The organism is Streptomyces sp. NPDC028722, assembly GCF_040637655.1.
In the GTDB taxonomy this organism is placed as follows: Bacteria; Actinomycetota; Actinomycetes; order Streptomycetales; family Streptomycetaceae; genus Streptomyces.
This window is the reverse complement of the sequence record NZ_JBEZWU010000018.1, coordinates 65,537-78,105: the sequence shown is the minus strand read 5'-3', so window position 1 is coordinate 78,105 and position 12,569 is coordinate 65,537. Positions and strand designations below refer to the sequence as shown.

12 protein-coding genes are annotated in these 12,569 nt (G+C 74.0%); 4 read left to right on the top strand and 8 right to left on the bottom strand.

Annotated features, from left to right (window positions below; all coding sequences use genetic code 11):
- Positions 1-37 precede the first annotated feature (37 nt).
- Positions 38-1,258 (top strand): 4-hydroxybenzoate 3-monooxygenase, encoded by a 1,221-nt coding sequence (locus tag AB0F03_RS25270; RefSeq protein ID WP_361995811.1) that lies wholly within the window; start codon positions 38-40, stop codon positions 1,256-1,258.
- 25 nt (positions 1,259-1,283) lie between these two features.
- Here AB0F03_RS25270 and AB0F03_RS25265 read toward each other — a convergent pair whose 3' ends face one another.
- The 3 genes from AB0F03_RS25265 to AB0F03_RS25255 all read right to left on the bottom strand — a co-directional run bounded on the left by AB0F03_RS25265 (position 1,284) and on the right by AB0F03_RS25255 (position 3,354).
- On the bottom strand, positions 1,284-1,841 hold the full coding sequence (locus AB0F03_RS25265) for a YbaK/EbsC family protein (protein WP_356824126.1): 558 nt from the start codon (positions 1,839-1,841) through the stop codon (positions 1,284-1,286).
- 43 nt (positions 1,842-1,884) lie between these two features.
- Positions 1,885-2,457: an XRE family transcriptional regulator gene (locus tag AB0F03_RS25260; RefSeq protein WP_361995995.1), complete on the bottom strand. Its 573-nt coding sequence runs from the start codon at positions 2,455-2,457 to the stop codon at positions 1,885-1,887.
- Positions 2,458-2,589: 132 nt separating this feature from the next.
- The gene (locus AB0F03_RS25255; protein ID WP_361995809.1) at positions 2,590-3,354 is read right to left on the bottom strand and encodes an acyltransferase; all 765 of its coding nucleotides are present in this window, start codon (positions 3,352-3,354) and stop codon (positions 2,590-2,592) included.
- Positions 3,355-3,462: 108 nt separating this feature from the next.
- Here AB0F03_RS25255 and AB0F03_RS25250 point away from each other — a divergent pair, with 108 nt between their 5' ends.
- Complete coding sequence (locus tag AB0F03_RS25250; RefSeq protein WP_361995808.1) at positions 3,463-3,990, top strand: gamma carbonic anhydrase family protein; 528 nt, start codon at positions 3,463-3,465, stop codon at positions 3,988-3,990.
- A gap of 24 nt (positions 3,991-4,014) precedes the next feature.
- On the opposite strand, the gene AB0F03_RS25245 is transcribed toward AB0F03_RS25250, so the two are convergent.
- A complete protein-coding gene (locus AB0F03_RS25245) occupies positions 4,015-4,662 on the bottom strand; it encodes a DedA family protein (protein WP_361995806.1) in 648 nt (215 codons plus the stop codon).
- A gap of 425 nt (positions 4,663-5,087) precedes the next feature.
- Between AB0F03_RS25245 and AB0F03_RS25240 the strand changes: the two genes are divergently transcribed.
- The gene (locus AB0F03_RS25240; RefSeq protein ID WP_361995804.1) at positions 5,088-5,867 is read left to right on the top strand and encodes a hypothetical protein; all 780 of its coding nucleotides are present in this window, start codon (positions 5,088-5,090) and stop codon (positions 5,865-5,867) included.
- Positions 5,868-6,262: 395 nt separating this feature from the next.
- On the opposite strand, the gene AB0F03_RS25235 is transcribed toward AB0F03_RS25240, so the two are convergent.
- Positions 6,263-8,257 (bottom strand): RICIN domain-containing protein, encoded by a 1,995-nt coding sequence (locus AB0F03_RS25235; protein ID WP_361995802.1) that lies wholly within the window; start codon positions 8,255-8,257, stop codon positions 6,263-6,265.
- Between the two features lie 423 nt (positions 8,258-8,680).
- Positions 8,681-9,133 carry a DUF4442 domain-containing protein gene (locus tag AB0F03_RS25230; RefSeq protein ID WP_361995800.1) on the bottom strand — a complete coding sequence of 151 codons (453 nt, stop codon included), beginning with the start codon at positions 9,131-9,133 and terminating at the stop codon, positions 8,681-8,683.
- Between the two features lie 129 nt (positions 9,134-9,262).
- On the opposite strand from AB0F03_RS25230, the gene AB0F03_RS25225 reads away from it, so the two are divergent.
- Positions 9,263-10,267, top strand: a complete 1,005-nt coding sequence (locus tag AB0F03_RS25225; RefSeq protein WP_361995799.1) for a hypothetical protein — start codon at positions 9,263-9,265, stop codon at positions 10,265-10,267.
- A 19-nt stretch (positions 10,268-10,286) separates the two neighbouring features.
- Here AB0F03_RS25225 and AB0F03_RS25220 read toward each other — a convergent pair whose 3' ends face one another.
- Positions 10,287-11,132: a fused MFS/spermidine synthase gene (locus tag AB0F03_RS25220; RefSeq protein WP_361995797.1), complete on the bottom strand. Its 846-nt coding sequence runs from the start codon at positions 11,130-11,132 to the stop codon at positions 10,287-10,289.
- A gap of 81 nt (positions 11,133-11,213) precedes the next feature.
- A complete protein-coding gene (gene tuf / locus AB0F03_RS25215) occupies positions 11,214-12,383 on the bottom strand; it encodes an elongation factor Tu (RefSeq protein WP_361995795.1) in 1,170 nt (389 codons plus the stop codon).
- Positions 12,384-12,569 lie beyond the last annotated feature (186 nt).

Genomic DNA, 12,569 nt, shown 5'->3' with positions numbered 1-12,569 from the left:
GTCGGCTCGTCTGACGGGACACCGTCATAATGCTCGGATGACGTCTCCTTCCCCCCACTCCGGCTCCCCCGCCGCGCCCTACTGTCCGGTCGTCATCGTGGGCGCCGGCCCGGCCGGGCTGACCGTCGGGAACATCCTGCGAGCCGCCGGCGTCGACTGCCTGGTCCTGGAGGCCGGCAGCCGCGCGTTCATCGAACAGCGGCCCCGCGCCGGGGTCATCGAGGAATGGGCGGTACGGGGCCTGGAACAGCGCGGCCTGGGGAGCAACCTGACGGCGCACGCCCAGCGGCACACCGAGTGCGAGTTCCGCTTCGACGGCCGCGGTCACCGCTTCGCCTACGGTGACCTGACGGGACGTCACCACTGGATCTACCCGCAGCCGTCGCTGGTGACGGATCTCGTGCGCGAGTACGCCGACGTGCGCGGCGGCGCCGTCCGTTTCGGCGTGCGCGACGTCCGCCTGCACGACCTGGACTCCGACCGGCCCTCGGTCTCGTACACCGACCCGGACAGCGGCGAACGGCTGCTGGTGCGCTGCGACTTCGTGGCGGGCTGCGACGGGGCCCGCGGGGTGAGCCGGGCGGCGCTGCCCGAGCGGGCGCGGATCTCCCGGCACGACTACGGCATCGGCTGGCTGGCGCTGCTCGCCGAGGCACCGCCGTCCTCCGACTGTGTGCTGTTCGGCATGCACCCCGACGGATTCGCCGGACACATGGCCCGGAGCCCGCACCTGACCCGGTACTACCTCCAGTGCCCGCCGGGCGACGACCCGGACGACTGGCCGGACGAGCGGGTCTGGGACGAACTCCAGCGGCGCCTGCACGCCGCGGACCGCCCGCCGCTGACACGGGGCCGGCTGCTGGAGAAGCGCGTGCTGGACATGCACAACTACGTGGTGGAGCCCATGGTGTCCGGCCGGCTCTTCCTGGCCGGTGATGCCGCGCACCTCGTCGCGCCGATCGCCGCGAAGGGCATGAACCTGGCCCTCCACGACGCGTTCCTGCTCGGCGACGGCCTCGTCGCCCACCTGACCGCAGGCGACGGCACGGCCCTGGACGGCTACGCGGAAGCCTGTCTGCGCCGGGTGTGGGACTACCAGGAGTTCTCCCAGTGGCTCTCCGAGATCTACCACGGCATGTCCCACGGCGACCCCTACCGGGCCGGCACCGCCCGGGCCCGCCTGCGCCGGCTGTTCACCTCACCGGCAGCGGCGGCGGCCTTCGCCGAGCAGTACCTCGGTACGGCGGGCGCGTACTGAGCGCGTGACGGCCGCCGCTCGGCGGTCAGGCGACGCCCAGGCCCTCCCGTACGACCGCGCCCGGCAGTTCGGCGAGGGCCTTGCCCGGCACCAGCAGTTTGCCGCGCCTGCGGCCACTGCCGATCAGCACGTAGGGCAGGTCGACGACGGCCGCGTCCACCAGCACCGGCCAGCCGGTGGGCAGTCCGAGCGGGGTGATGCCGCCGTACTCCATGCCGGTCTCGCCGGTCGCGGTCTCCATGGGAGCGAACGAGGCCTTCCGGGCGCCCAGTTGACGGCGTACGGCGCCGTTGACGTCGACCCGGGTGGTGGAGAGCACCACGCAGGCGGCCAGGGTGGTCATGCCGCCCCGCTTGCCCGCGACGACGACACAGTTCGCCGACCGCTCCAGCAGGTCGCGGCCGTAGTGCTCCACGAAGACGGCCGTGTCGGCCCACTGCGGGTCGGTGTCCACGTAGAGAATCCGGTCGGCCGGGACAGCGCCCTGCCAGTCGCGTACGGCATCGGCGACGGGCGCGGTCAGCTCGTCCAGGCAGTCCGGGGCAGGGGTGGCGGTGTCGAAGTCTCCGATGGGTGGGCGCATGGCCGCACGCTAGCAAGACCCGCCCGCGCGCCGTACCCGCGTCTCAGGGCACGGGCGGCACGGACACCGCCATCACCATCTCCATCGGCAGGTCGCCCCGGTTGGTGTACCGGTGCGGGACGCTGGCCTCGAAGGAGGCGCTGGCGCCCGCCGGAACGCGGTACTCCGTCCCGTCCACGACCAGCGTCAGCTCGCCCGCGGTCACGTGCACCAGCTCGACGGTGCCACCGGGATGCGGCTCGGAGGGGCTGCTCTCGCCCGGCATCAGCCGCCAGTCCCACATCTCCAGCGGTCCCGGCGCCTCCGTGCCGGCGAGCAGCCGGTTGTAGCTGCCGGCTTCCGTGTGCCACAGCCGTACCGCCCGTTCGGCGGGGACGATCCGGACCGTCGGGCCCTGTTCGTAGTCGAGGAGCGTGGTGACACTGACGCCGAGCGCGTCGCCGATCTTGACGACCGTGCCGATGCTGGGGTTGGTGCGGGCCTGCTCGATCTGGATGAGCATGCCGCGGCTGACCCCGGCCCGGGCGGCGAGCACGTCCAGCGTGAAGCCGCGCACGGCACGCCAGTGCTTGACGTTGCGCGCCAGGGACTGGGTCAGGAGTTCGAGGTCCGACACGTGGGGTCCAATATCCGGGAAGTCCGAGGTGACGCCTGGCGCGGTGCTGTGCACCGCACTACGGTGCGATGCACCCGAGCGTTCACCGAACTGTACTGCGAGGCCGGCCGTGCCGGTGGCCGGCCGGTCGCCTCAGGCCTCCGGTTCGAGTGCGGCGAGCCGGGCGACGACGTCCTCGTCCAGCTCGCCCAGCGCCCGCAGCTGCTCCGGCGTCGTCCCGTCGGGGATGGGCACCGGGGCCGGGGTCCGCAGTGGCGGCTGCCAGCCGTCGCCGGCCGTCCAGCGCCGTACGACCCGGGCGGGCGCCCCCGCCACCACCGCGTGGTCGGGCACCGCGCCCCGGACCACCGCGCCGGCCGCCACGACGACGTTCCGGCCGATCCGCGCGCCGGGCAGGATCACCGCGCCGGTGCCGATCCAGCAGCCCGGGCCGATCTCGACGGGCTCCATCCGCGGCCACTGCCGGCCGATGGGCTGGTGCGGGTCGTCGTAGGAGTGGTTGGTGGAGGTGACGTAGACGTACGGGCCGAAGTAGCAGTCGCTGCCGATCGTGACCGTCGTGTCCGCGATGACATGGCTGCCGCGGCCGAGGACCACGCCGTCGCCGATGCGCAGGATGGGGTCGGGGCCGAGGTCCAGGTCCGGCATCAGGCCGGCCGTGAGGGTGACCTGCTCGGCGATGATGCAGTGGGAGCCGAGCCGGATCCAGGGCTCGCCGAAGACCGTGCCGAGCGGGAAGGCCAGCCGGGTGGCTTCGCCGATCGCGCCGAACCGGTAGCGGCCGGGGTGCTCGGCCGTCACCGAACCCGCGCCGCGCACCCACGACCAGCCCGCGTGCACGGCGCGCTGCGCCAGCCGGCGTCGCCAGGATGAGAACGTGTTCTTGCGCTTCGACACGGGCTCACGTTACTCACCGGTCGCCCGGCGGAGGGCGCGGGCTGCTGTGATCTTCACCCCACCCGGTGTCGTACCGTGCGGTGTACTGCCGACACGAGGAGACGGGTGATGACGCACAAGGCGCTGGTCGTGGGTATCGGGGGCAAGGAGCCCCAGGTGGATCCGGAGGCGTTCGTGGCGCCCACGGCCTCCGTCATCGGGGATGTCACGCTGCACGCGGGAGCGAGCGTCTGGTACGGGGCGGTCCTGCGGGGCGACGTGGAGAAGATCACCGTGGGCGCGCGGGCCAATGTGCAGGACAACGTCACGCTGCACGCCGATCCCGGGTTCCCGGTGACCGTCGGGGAGCGGGTGTCGATCGGGCACAACGCGGTGGTGCACGGGGCGACCGTGGAGGACGACTGCCTGATCGGCATGGGGGCGACCGTGCTCAACGGGGCGGTGATCGGGGCCGGGTCGCTGGTCGCCGCGCAGGCTCTGGTGCCGCAGGGGATGGTGGTGCCGGCCGGGTCACTGGTCGCGGGGGTGCCGGCGAAGGTGAAGCGGGAGCTGACCGCGGAGGAACGGGAAGGGGTCACTCTCAACGGCACCTTGTACGCGGAGCTGGGCAAGGCCCACAAGGATGTGCACCGCTAGGACCGGGCGCGGGGGCGGGGGCGCTCAGTCCCCGGCGTTCACGGGTTCCGGTTCCCGCTCGGCCGGCGGCTGCGCCGTCTTCGCCTTGCGCTTCAGGACCAGCACCGACACCAGGCCGATCAGCAGGGCCGCCACCAGGCCCAGGTAGGAGAACCGCTTCAGCCAGTCCTCGGCGACGAGACCGACGTAGTAGATGACGGCCGTGGTGCCGCCGGCCCAGCAGATGCCGCCGAGGACGTTGGCGATCAGGAACTTCCAGTACGGCATGTGCAGGACGCCCGCGAGGGGACCGGCGAAGATACGCAGAAGGGCGACGAAGCGGCCGAAGAAGACCGCCCACATGCCCCACTTCTGGAAGGACCGCTCGGCGGTGGCCACATGGCCCGCGCCGAAGTGCCGCGGGAACCTGGCGCCGAGCCAGGCCAGCAGCGGGCGTCCGCCCTTGCGGCCGATCGCGTAGCCGATGGAGTCGCCGATCACGGCGCCCGCGGTCGCGCACACTCCGAGGACGACCGGGTTGACACCCGACTGCTGGGAGGACATGAGGGCCGCCGAGACGAGGATGATCTCGCCGGGCAGCGGGATGCCCAGGCTCTCCAGGCCGATCACCAGGGCCACCACGGCGTAGACGGCGGTCGCCGGCACCGAGTCGAGCCATTCCTGGACGTGCACCGCCGGTACCTCCCCTGTCGCTGCCCTTGCCCTCCGGGTCACCGCATGTGCGGCGCGCCCCAAGGGAAGGCTACCTGGTCGGCGATGAACGGCTGCCTGCTCGCGCCGCCCGGCCGCACCGTCCCGTCCTCGCCCCGCACGTTTCCGGACACCGCGATGTCCGACCGCGGGGGAACACTCCTCGCGGTCCGCCCGGCCCGCCTCTTCCAGGTCCCCGCCGCGGGGCCCGCCGCGGAAGGACGACGTCCCCGTGTCCTCACCGGCTCCTCCCACCCCCTGTCCGCCCGCCGCCCCGCGAGCCGGAACCCCCGTGCCCCGGGGCCCCGGCCGGCCCGGCGTCGCGGACCCTGCCCCGGCCGCTGCGGCTCGGCCTGTCCCTGGCTCCCCTGCTCCTCGCCGCCGGCTGGGCCGCGGCCCACCGGTCCGTGCTGTACGAGGGGCCGGCGGCTGCCGCGGCCGAGCCGCGGTGGCTGCCGGCCGGGGCCGGCCTCACCTGTCTGAGCTGGGTGGCCGCGTCCTGCGTACGGCAGGGGGCACTGCCCGAACGGCTGCCGTCGGGGCTGTTGCCGGCCTCCCGGTTCGCCGCGGGCGCCGCCGACCACGCCCTTCCCTGCGGGCTCGGCGCCCACGCCGTCACCCTGCGCTTCCTGCGCGGGCGGGGCGTGCCGCTGGAGCGGGCGACCGCGTCGATCGGCCCGCACTCGCTGGTGAGGTCCACCGCGAAGACACTCATGCCGCTGGTCTTCCTGGCCGTCTCACCGGTCCGGCGGCGCCTGGGTGACCTGGCCCCGGAGGAACGACTCCTGCTGCCGCTCGCTCTCGCGGCGGGCGGGACGGTCGCGCCGGCCGCGGTGCTGCTGACGGTCGTACGGCCGGTGCGGCCACCGATGACCGAGCTGCTGCGCTCCGCCCCGACCGACGTACGGGTGGTGCACGCGCGGCCGTCCTGGGTGCTCGCCCTGTGGGGCGGGGCGGTCGGGATGCCCCTGGTGCAGGCGGGCACCCTGGCCTGTGTCGGGCCTCGCTCGGGCTGGGACTGCCCTGGCAGCAGGTGGTACTGGCCTGCCCGGCGGCGGGCACGGCCGTCGGGGCGGTGCACGCGCCGGGCGGGCCGGCGGTCGACGCGACCCAGGTGTGGACGCTGGTCACCTTCGGCGCCCCGCCCGCGTCGGCCACGGCGGCGGTCGTCGGTCACCGGCTGCTGACCGACTGGGTACCGCTGTTGCCGGGCGCCCTGACGCTGTCCGCGCTGATCCGCGCGGGCGTGCTGTGAGGGGCGGCGGCTGCGAGCGGCGACTGTCGCGGTGGCCGCTCCGGGCGGGCCGCCGGCCGGCGGGCGTCGGCCCGGCGCGGCCGGTCGGCCGACGCCGGTGCGCCGACGGACGGCCGGTGGGCCGGCGGCCCTCCCAGGAACCGGTCCGCGACCCCGCTACCTCGCGCCGCCCTCGCCGGAGGCGCGTCCCGCCCGCTGTTCACCGAGTCTGTCGCAGTGGTCCCGGTGACAGAGCGCGGGTCGCGCGTCGGTGAGCCGGGGACTCCGGAAGGCGTGGCCGCAGTCGGCGGAGCGCCCGGGCCGCCCGGCGGGCGGGCCCGGTGCCGATCAGCCGGCCAGTGCCCGTACGACCGCTGAACCCGCCTCTGCGGTGCCGGTGGCCAGTGAGGTCGTCCGGGCGTTCAGCGGCTGGGTGAGCGTGCCCCCGGCCGGCCTGACGGCATCCCCCGCGGCCACCACCACGTCCGCCACGTCCGTCGTCGCGGCATCCGCCGCAGGGCCCGCGCGGTCCGCACCGCCGGTCCCGCCCCGGCGCCGGTCCTCCTCGGCGTGCGCCTGGGCGATCCGCGGTCCGGTCTCCTGCCCGGCTCCCGTTCGGTCGCGTTCCGGCTTCCCGGGTGGGACGGCGCCGTCGCCCCGCTGGACGGAGTCCGGCCCGGCGGCGTCCGGCGGCGACGCCCCCGGTCCCGCCGTGCCGGTCCCGCCGGACAGCCTCGGCCGGTCCCGCTCTCCAGGCACCCCGGACGTCTCGGGTGCGCGCTCGCTCTCCGCCGTACCGGAGGCCTGCGGCACCTCGGCGGTCACCGGCTCCAGCACCCACCGCTGCCGCGGCGAACCGTCCCGTCCGGCCACTTCGACCCGCGTGGTGGAACGGCCGGAACCCGGTGTGAGCACCAGGCCCTTGTACCGGCGGAGCAGGATCTCGCCGCGGACCGTGACGTCGTAGGACACCTCGCCGGTGGGAGCGAGGCAGCCGGCCAGTCCGACGCGCCGCGGGCCGGGGCCGGCGGCCAGGCAGAGGGACGGGTCCGCGGCGCTGCGCAGTCGTCCGTCGTCCCGGTACGACCACTGCTGCGAGGCGGCCGGGGAGCACAGCGCGAGCCGGACGCCCGCGCCCGCGGTGACCCGGTTGCCGCGCACGTCCAGGCAGAGCCGGGAGCCGAGGCCGCGCAGGGCGCCGTGGGCGGTCTCCGCCGGCTCACCGGCGGAGGCGGCCGAGGCGGCGGAGGGCGAGGATGCGGAGCGGGTGCCGGTGCCGCCCGGGCGCGCGGCGTCGCCGGCGGGGGCGCTCCAGGTGGCGGGTGCGGAGACACCGTTGTCATCGGACCAGCTCCTGGCCGCGAGGACGGTGGCGAGCAGCGCGAGGGAAGTCAGTCCGACTCCGACGGCCACGGCCGTGCGGCGGCGGTTCTCCGGCCCGGTGCGGTGCCGGCCGGTGGTCGCCGGGGGCGCGGGCCGCGCCGCCGACGGGGGCGGCCATTCACCGGGGGCGCCGCGGCCCGGGCGGGAGTCGAGGTAGCGGCGGGCACCCCAGCCGAGCACGGTCTCGGCGAGCAGGAGGTGCAGGCCGCCGTCGAAGTGGCCGAGTTGTCCGGCGGCATACCGGCAGTGCTCACAGACCGTCAGATGCCGGCGTACGTCGGCCAGCAGGGCGCCGCCACGGCGGATCGGGGCGTCGAGGAGGCGGTTGTGGAAACGGCATTCACTGGAGGGTGCGAGTTCCCGGTGGGCGCGGACGCAGCCGGCACGGAATTGCTCGCGTGCCTGTTCCAGGGCGGCGACGGCGGTGGCCGGGTCGACCCCCAGCAGACCTGCCGGTATGTTTATGGGTTCGGCTTCGACCTCGGTGTGCCAGAGAAGGCATTGCGAGGCGCCGGGAAGAGCCTGGAATGCGCGCGCGGCGAGCTGCCGGCTTTCCGGTGTCCCGGGGTTCGTCGCGCGAAGGCCCCGGCCGCCGGTGGGTTTGCGCAATTCCGGCAGGGCGATGCGCGCCGCCTCGTCGGCGGCCCAGGAGCGGACGGTGTCCCGGACGGCGACGAGCAGTTGCGGCCGGAGGGCGCCGCCGAGGACGCCACCCGCCATGCGGCCGAGCACCTGATGGAAGGCCGCGGTGGCGACCAGCTGGGCGGCGGAACCGGCCGAGGCCAGGCAGACCACGGCATAGTCTCGGGTGGGCCGCCAGTGCCGGGCCAGCAGCAGGGCGAGGGCGTGATGGCAGGCGTCGCCGGGGCCGGTCAGCCGGGCGACGAGGGCACGGTCGGACTCACCGGCCGGCGCGGGTGGGGGCCGGAACGGCGGGCGTGGGGGGTGAGGGGACGGCACGGGACCATTTCCTTTCCAGCCGCAGGAACGCAGACACAGGCGCGTCCTGTCGGAAAGCAGTACCTGGTAGGTACGTACCTGATGGGTATGTACCTGAGAGCCGGCCCTGACATCGGCGTCTGCCGCTGCCCTCCCGCGGGGAGGCTCACCTTCGCACACGCGGGTCACAGGAAACAAGAAGTGCGGATATCTCCGACGCCAAAATCGTTTTACCGCACGACAGTTACCGCCGGTATCCCCAGGGCGGTCTGATAGGTGCGGCCAACTCGGCCACCGTAAAAGCCATATGGCGCACGAAATTTCCAACTTCCGTCCGCTGTCCCACAGTCGGCTGCCGGGCTTCGCCGCGCCCGGTCACCCTCTCCCCTCCCCGGCGCCGCCGTCGGTGCGCCGGGGAACGGGCCGCGATCGCGGACCACCGCGTCAGCCGTTGGGCCGCAGCGTCCAGACGACCGTCATCTCTCCGGTCACGGCGCCGTCCGCGCGCCGGATCTCGATCGTCACCGGGAACTCCGGGCGCTGACCGGCGTCCAGCTCGGCGACGACGTCGGCGGCCGGGCGGCCCAGCGTCGCGGTCGCGGTGACGGCGCCCATCGCCAGCTTCCGGTAGGCGATCTCGGCGCGTACGGCGAGCGGTACGGCGCGCGAGAGCTGGTCCCCGAAGGCGGCCAGGACGATGGCGCCGCTGGCCGACTCCCCGAGGGTGAACATCGCGCCGGCGTGCGGGCCGCCCACGTGGTTGTGGTACGCGCCCTGATCCGGCAGGGACACCACGGCCCGGTCGGCGGTGGTCTCCCGGAACTCCAGGTTCAGCGTCCGGGCCATGGGCACGGTGGCGGCGAGCATGTCGCCGATCGACATCTGGTCTGCGCTCATGTCCGTCATGTTACTCACGAGTAGCCGAAGCTGACCAGAGCCGGTGTCCGCGGTCACCACGGTTTCGCCACGATCCTGACGAACACCGGTGACCGGAACGTGTCCCGCGCCCCACTAGGGTTACTGGCCATGTGGCCAGATCAGCAGCCGCCAGGGGGCGCGCAGAACCCGCAGCACAACCCGTACCAGCAGCCGGGTTACCAGCAGCCGAACCCGTACCAGCAGCCCGGATACCAGCAGTACCCGCAGCACGGGCAGCAGGCGCAGTGGGGACAGCCGCCCACGGCGTCCTCGCCGCAGCCGCCGCACGGCGGTGGCGGCCGTACGAAGCTGGTCGCGATCGTCGCGGCCACGGCCGTGGTGATCACCGCCGCCGTGACCGGCTATCTGGTGCTCGGCGGCGGCTCGAAGGACGACGAGGCGGACAACGGCAAGGACGGGCACAGCACGAGCCCGTCGCCGAAGGGCAGTCCCGCCGCCTCGCCGGCCTCCTCCGCGGCCGGCAACCCGCGGGCGAGCGGGACCGAGAAGCCGACCGTCGCGGGCTGGAAGCTCGTGGTCAATCCCAAGTACGGCACCGCGTTCGACGTGCCCGCGGACTGGGAGGTGGAGCGGCCCGGCATCTTCTCCTTCTTCGAGGACGAGCAGAAGGGCGACGGCTCCCCGTACATCGGCTTCTCCAGTCCCACGTACCTGAAGCCGGACTACTGCACGTCCGAGAAGGGCGGCACCAAGGAGTCGCACGCGCTGGTGGCGAGCGGCACGAAGGGCGAGAACGGCGCGAAGGACACCGCCGGGATCGCCCGCGGCGACTCGGCCGCGTTCGTGTTCGGCGGCTACACCGACCAGTCGGACGCCGCCAAGAAGTACCTGCGGATAGGCAAGCCCAGGAACTACACGACGGCGTCGGGCGTCAAGGGCAGTGTGGCGACGTCGTACGTCGTCGGCGTGCCGAAGAAGGACAAGTGCGACACCGACGGGAAGGCCACGACGTTCGCCTTCAAGAACTCCACGGGCAGCTTCGTGGCGTGGACCCTCTACGGCGCCAAGGGCGTCAAGGACGAGATCCCCGACGCCACGGTCGACAGGATCCTCGCCACGGTACGGCTGCACGGCGACCCGGTCGTGGAGTGACGTCGCCTCCCCCGCCGCGTCAGCCGATGCCGAAGGCGCCGGCGGGGGGCTCGGGTGACGGTACGGCGTCGGCGTCCTCGACCGGCCGGGCCGAGCCGATGAACTCCCGCACCGAGGCGCCGTGTTCGACTCGTGCCGGAAAGACGTCGGCCGCGCTGCGCCGGGCCAGCGCGGCGACGTCCAGCGGCCGGTGCGAGGCCACGACCACCGCGTTGCCGAACCGCCGTCCACGCAGCACCGCCGGCTCGGCGATCAGCGCGAGTTCCTCGAACACGGCGGCCAGGTTGGCGAGTTGGGCCCGCAGGAAGCCGAACGGCGCCGCGTCGGCGAGGTTGGCCAGATAGACCCCGCCGGGACGCAGCACCCGCTCGGCCGCACGCGCGTAAGCCAGCGTGGACAGGTGGGCGGGGATCCGGGACCCGCCGAACACGTCGGCGACCAGTACGTCGGCACGGTCGTCCGGAGCCTCCTCCAGCCAGGACCGGGCGTCCTCGGCGTGCAGCACGACACCCGAGTCCCGCGGCAGCGGCAGGTGCTCGGCGACCAGTTCCAGCAGCCCCCGGTCCGCCTCGACGACGTCCTGCCGCGAGCCGGGCCGGGTCGCCGCCACGTACCGGGGCAGCGTGAGGGCGCCGCCGCCGAGGTGCACCACGTCCAGCGGCGCGCCCTCGGCGGCCACGGCGTCCAGCGCGAACCCCAGCCGGCGCGCGTACTCGAACTCCAGGTACGCCGGATCGTCCAGATCGACGTACGACTGCGGCGCCCCGTCGACCGTGAGCAGCCAGGCCCGCTCCCGGTCGACATCGGGCATCAGCTTGGCGGTGCCGTGATCGGTGGTGCGGAACACGGGTATCTGCTCGGTCACCCGTTCATTGTGACCTGCCCCGGAGCGCCGCGGGACCGTGCCGGTACGGCCCCGCGGCTCCCGGCGGCGCCCCCGGCCGTCTCATCCCACGGCGGTGACGGTGCCCGCGCCCACGGTCCGCCCGCCCTCGCGGACCGCGAACCCGAGCCCCGGCTCCAACGGCACCTCCCGGCCCAGCTCCACGCTCATCTCCACCGTCTCCCCGGGCCGGGCGGCACCCGCCCCGCCCAGGTCGACATGCCCCACCACGTCCGCCGTACGGATGTAGAACTGCGGCCGGTAGCCGGTGGTGACCGGGGTCGTACGGCCCCCGTCGCGCCCCGGCAGCACGTACACCCGGGCAGAGAACCGCCGGGCCGGCACCACGCTTCCCGGCGCCGTCACCACGTGTCCCCGCCGGACGGCGTCCCGGGGAACGCCCCGCAGCAGCAACGCGACGCTGTCCCCGGCCTGCGCCTGTGCCATCGGCCTGCCGAAGGTCTCCAGCCCGGTCACGACCGTCCGGACGTCCGCGCCGAGCACGTCGACCCGGTCGCCGACCCGCACCACGCCCCGCTCGACGGCACCGGTCACGACGGTCCCCCGCCCGGTGATGGTCAGCACGTTCTCCACCGGCAGCAGGAACGGCGCGTCCAGATACCGCTCCGGCGTCGGCACATAGGTGTCCACCGCGTCGAGCAGCGCCTCGACGGACGCCGTCCAGCGCGGGTCGCCCTCCAGCGCGCGCAGTCCGGAGACGCGTACGACGGGGACGGCGTCGCCCGGGTAACCCTGGGCGGTGAGCAGGTCGCGGACCTCCAGCTCGACGAGGTCGGTCAGCTCCGCGTCCCCCGCGTCGGCCTTGTTGAGCGCGACGACGATGTGGTCGACGCCCACCTGCCGGGCGAGCAGCACGTGTTCGGCGGTCTGCGGCATGATCCCGTCGAGCGCGGAGACGACGAGGATCGCCCCGTCGAGCTGCGCCGCGCCGGTGATCATGTTCTTGACGTAGTCGGCGTGACCCGGCATGTCGACGTGGGCGTAGTGCCGGGTGTCGGTCTCGTACTCGACGTGCGTGAGGTTGATGGTGATGCCGCGGGCGGCCTCCTCGGGGGCGCGGTCGATGCGGTCGAACGGCACGAAGGTGCCGGTGCCGCGTGCGGCGAGGACCTTGGTGATGGCGGCGGTCAGGGTGGTCTTGCCGTGGTCGACGTGACCCATGGTGCCGATGTTCAGGTGCGGTTTGGTGCGCAGGTAGGCCCTTGCGGACATGGCTGTACCTCGAAGCCTCTCAGCCGGGAAGAAGAACGCGGGGACCCCTGGGACCCGCCGACCCTCCCCCTGCGGGGTCCGCCGGACTGTCCGGAGAAGGTCAGCTTCGGGTGCCGCCGGCAGCGGCCACGAGGAGCGCGACGGCAGCCTTCGGGGCATCCGCGACGGCGGATGCTGCGGGGAGGA

Bases quoted from the DNA above. Each gene is read 5' to 3' on its own strand.
- AB0F03_RS25225 (WP_361995799.1), top strand. From the start codon at position 9,263: ATGTGGCCAGATCAGCAGCCGCCAGGGGGCGCGCAGAACCCGCAGCAC.
- AB0F03_RS25270 (WP_361995811.1), top strand. From the start codon at position 38: ATGACGTCTCCTTCCCCCCACTCCGGCTCCCCCGCCGCGCCCTACTGT.
- tuf (WP_361995795.1), bottom strand. From the start codon at position 12,383: ATGTCCGCAAGGGCCTACCTGCGCACCAAACCGCACCTGAACATCGGC.
- AB0F03_RS25265 (WP_356824126.1), bottom strand. From the start codon at position 1,841: ATGCGCCCACCCATCGGAGACTTCGACACCGCCACCCCTGCCCCGGAC.
- AB0F03_RS25230 (WP_361995800.1), bottom strand. From the start codon at position 9,133: ATGAGCGCAGACCAGATGTCGATCGGCGACATGCTCGCCGCCACCGTG.
- AB0F03_RS25250 (WP_361995808.1), top strand. From the start codon at position 3,463: ATGACGCACAAGGCGCTGGTCGTGGGTATCGGGGGCAAGGAGCCCCAG.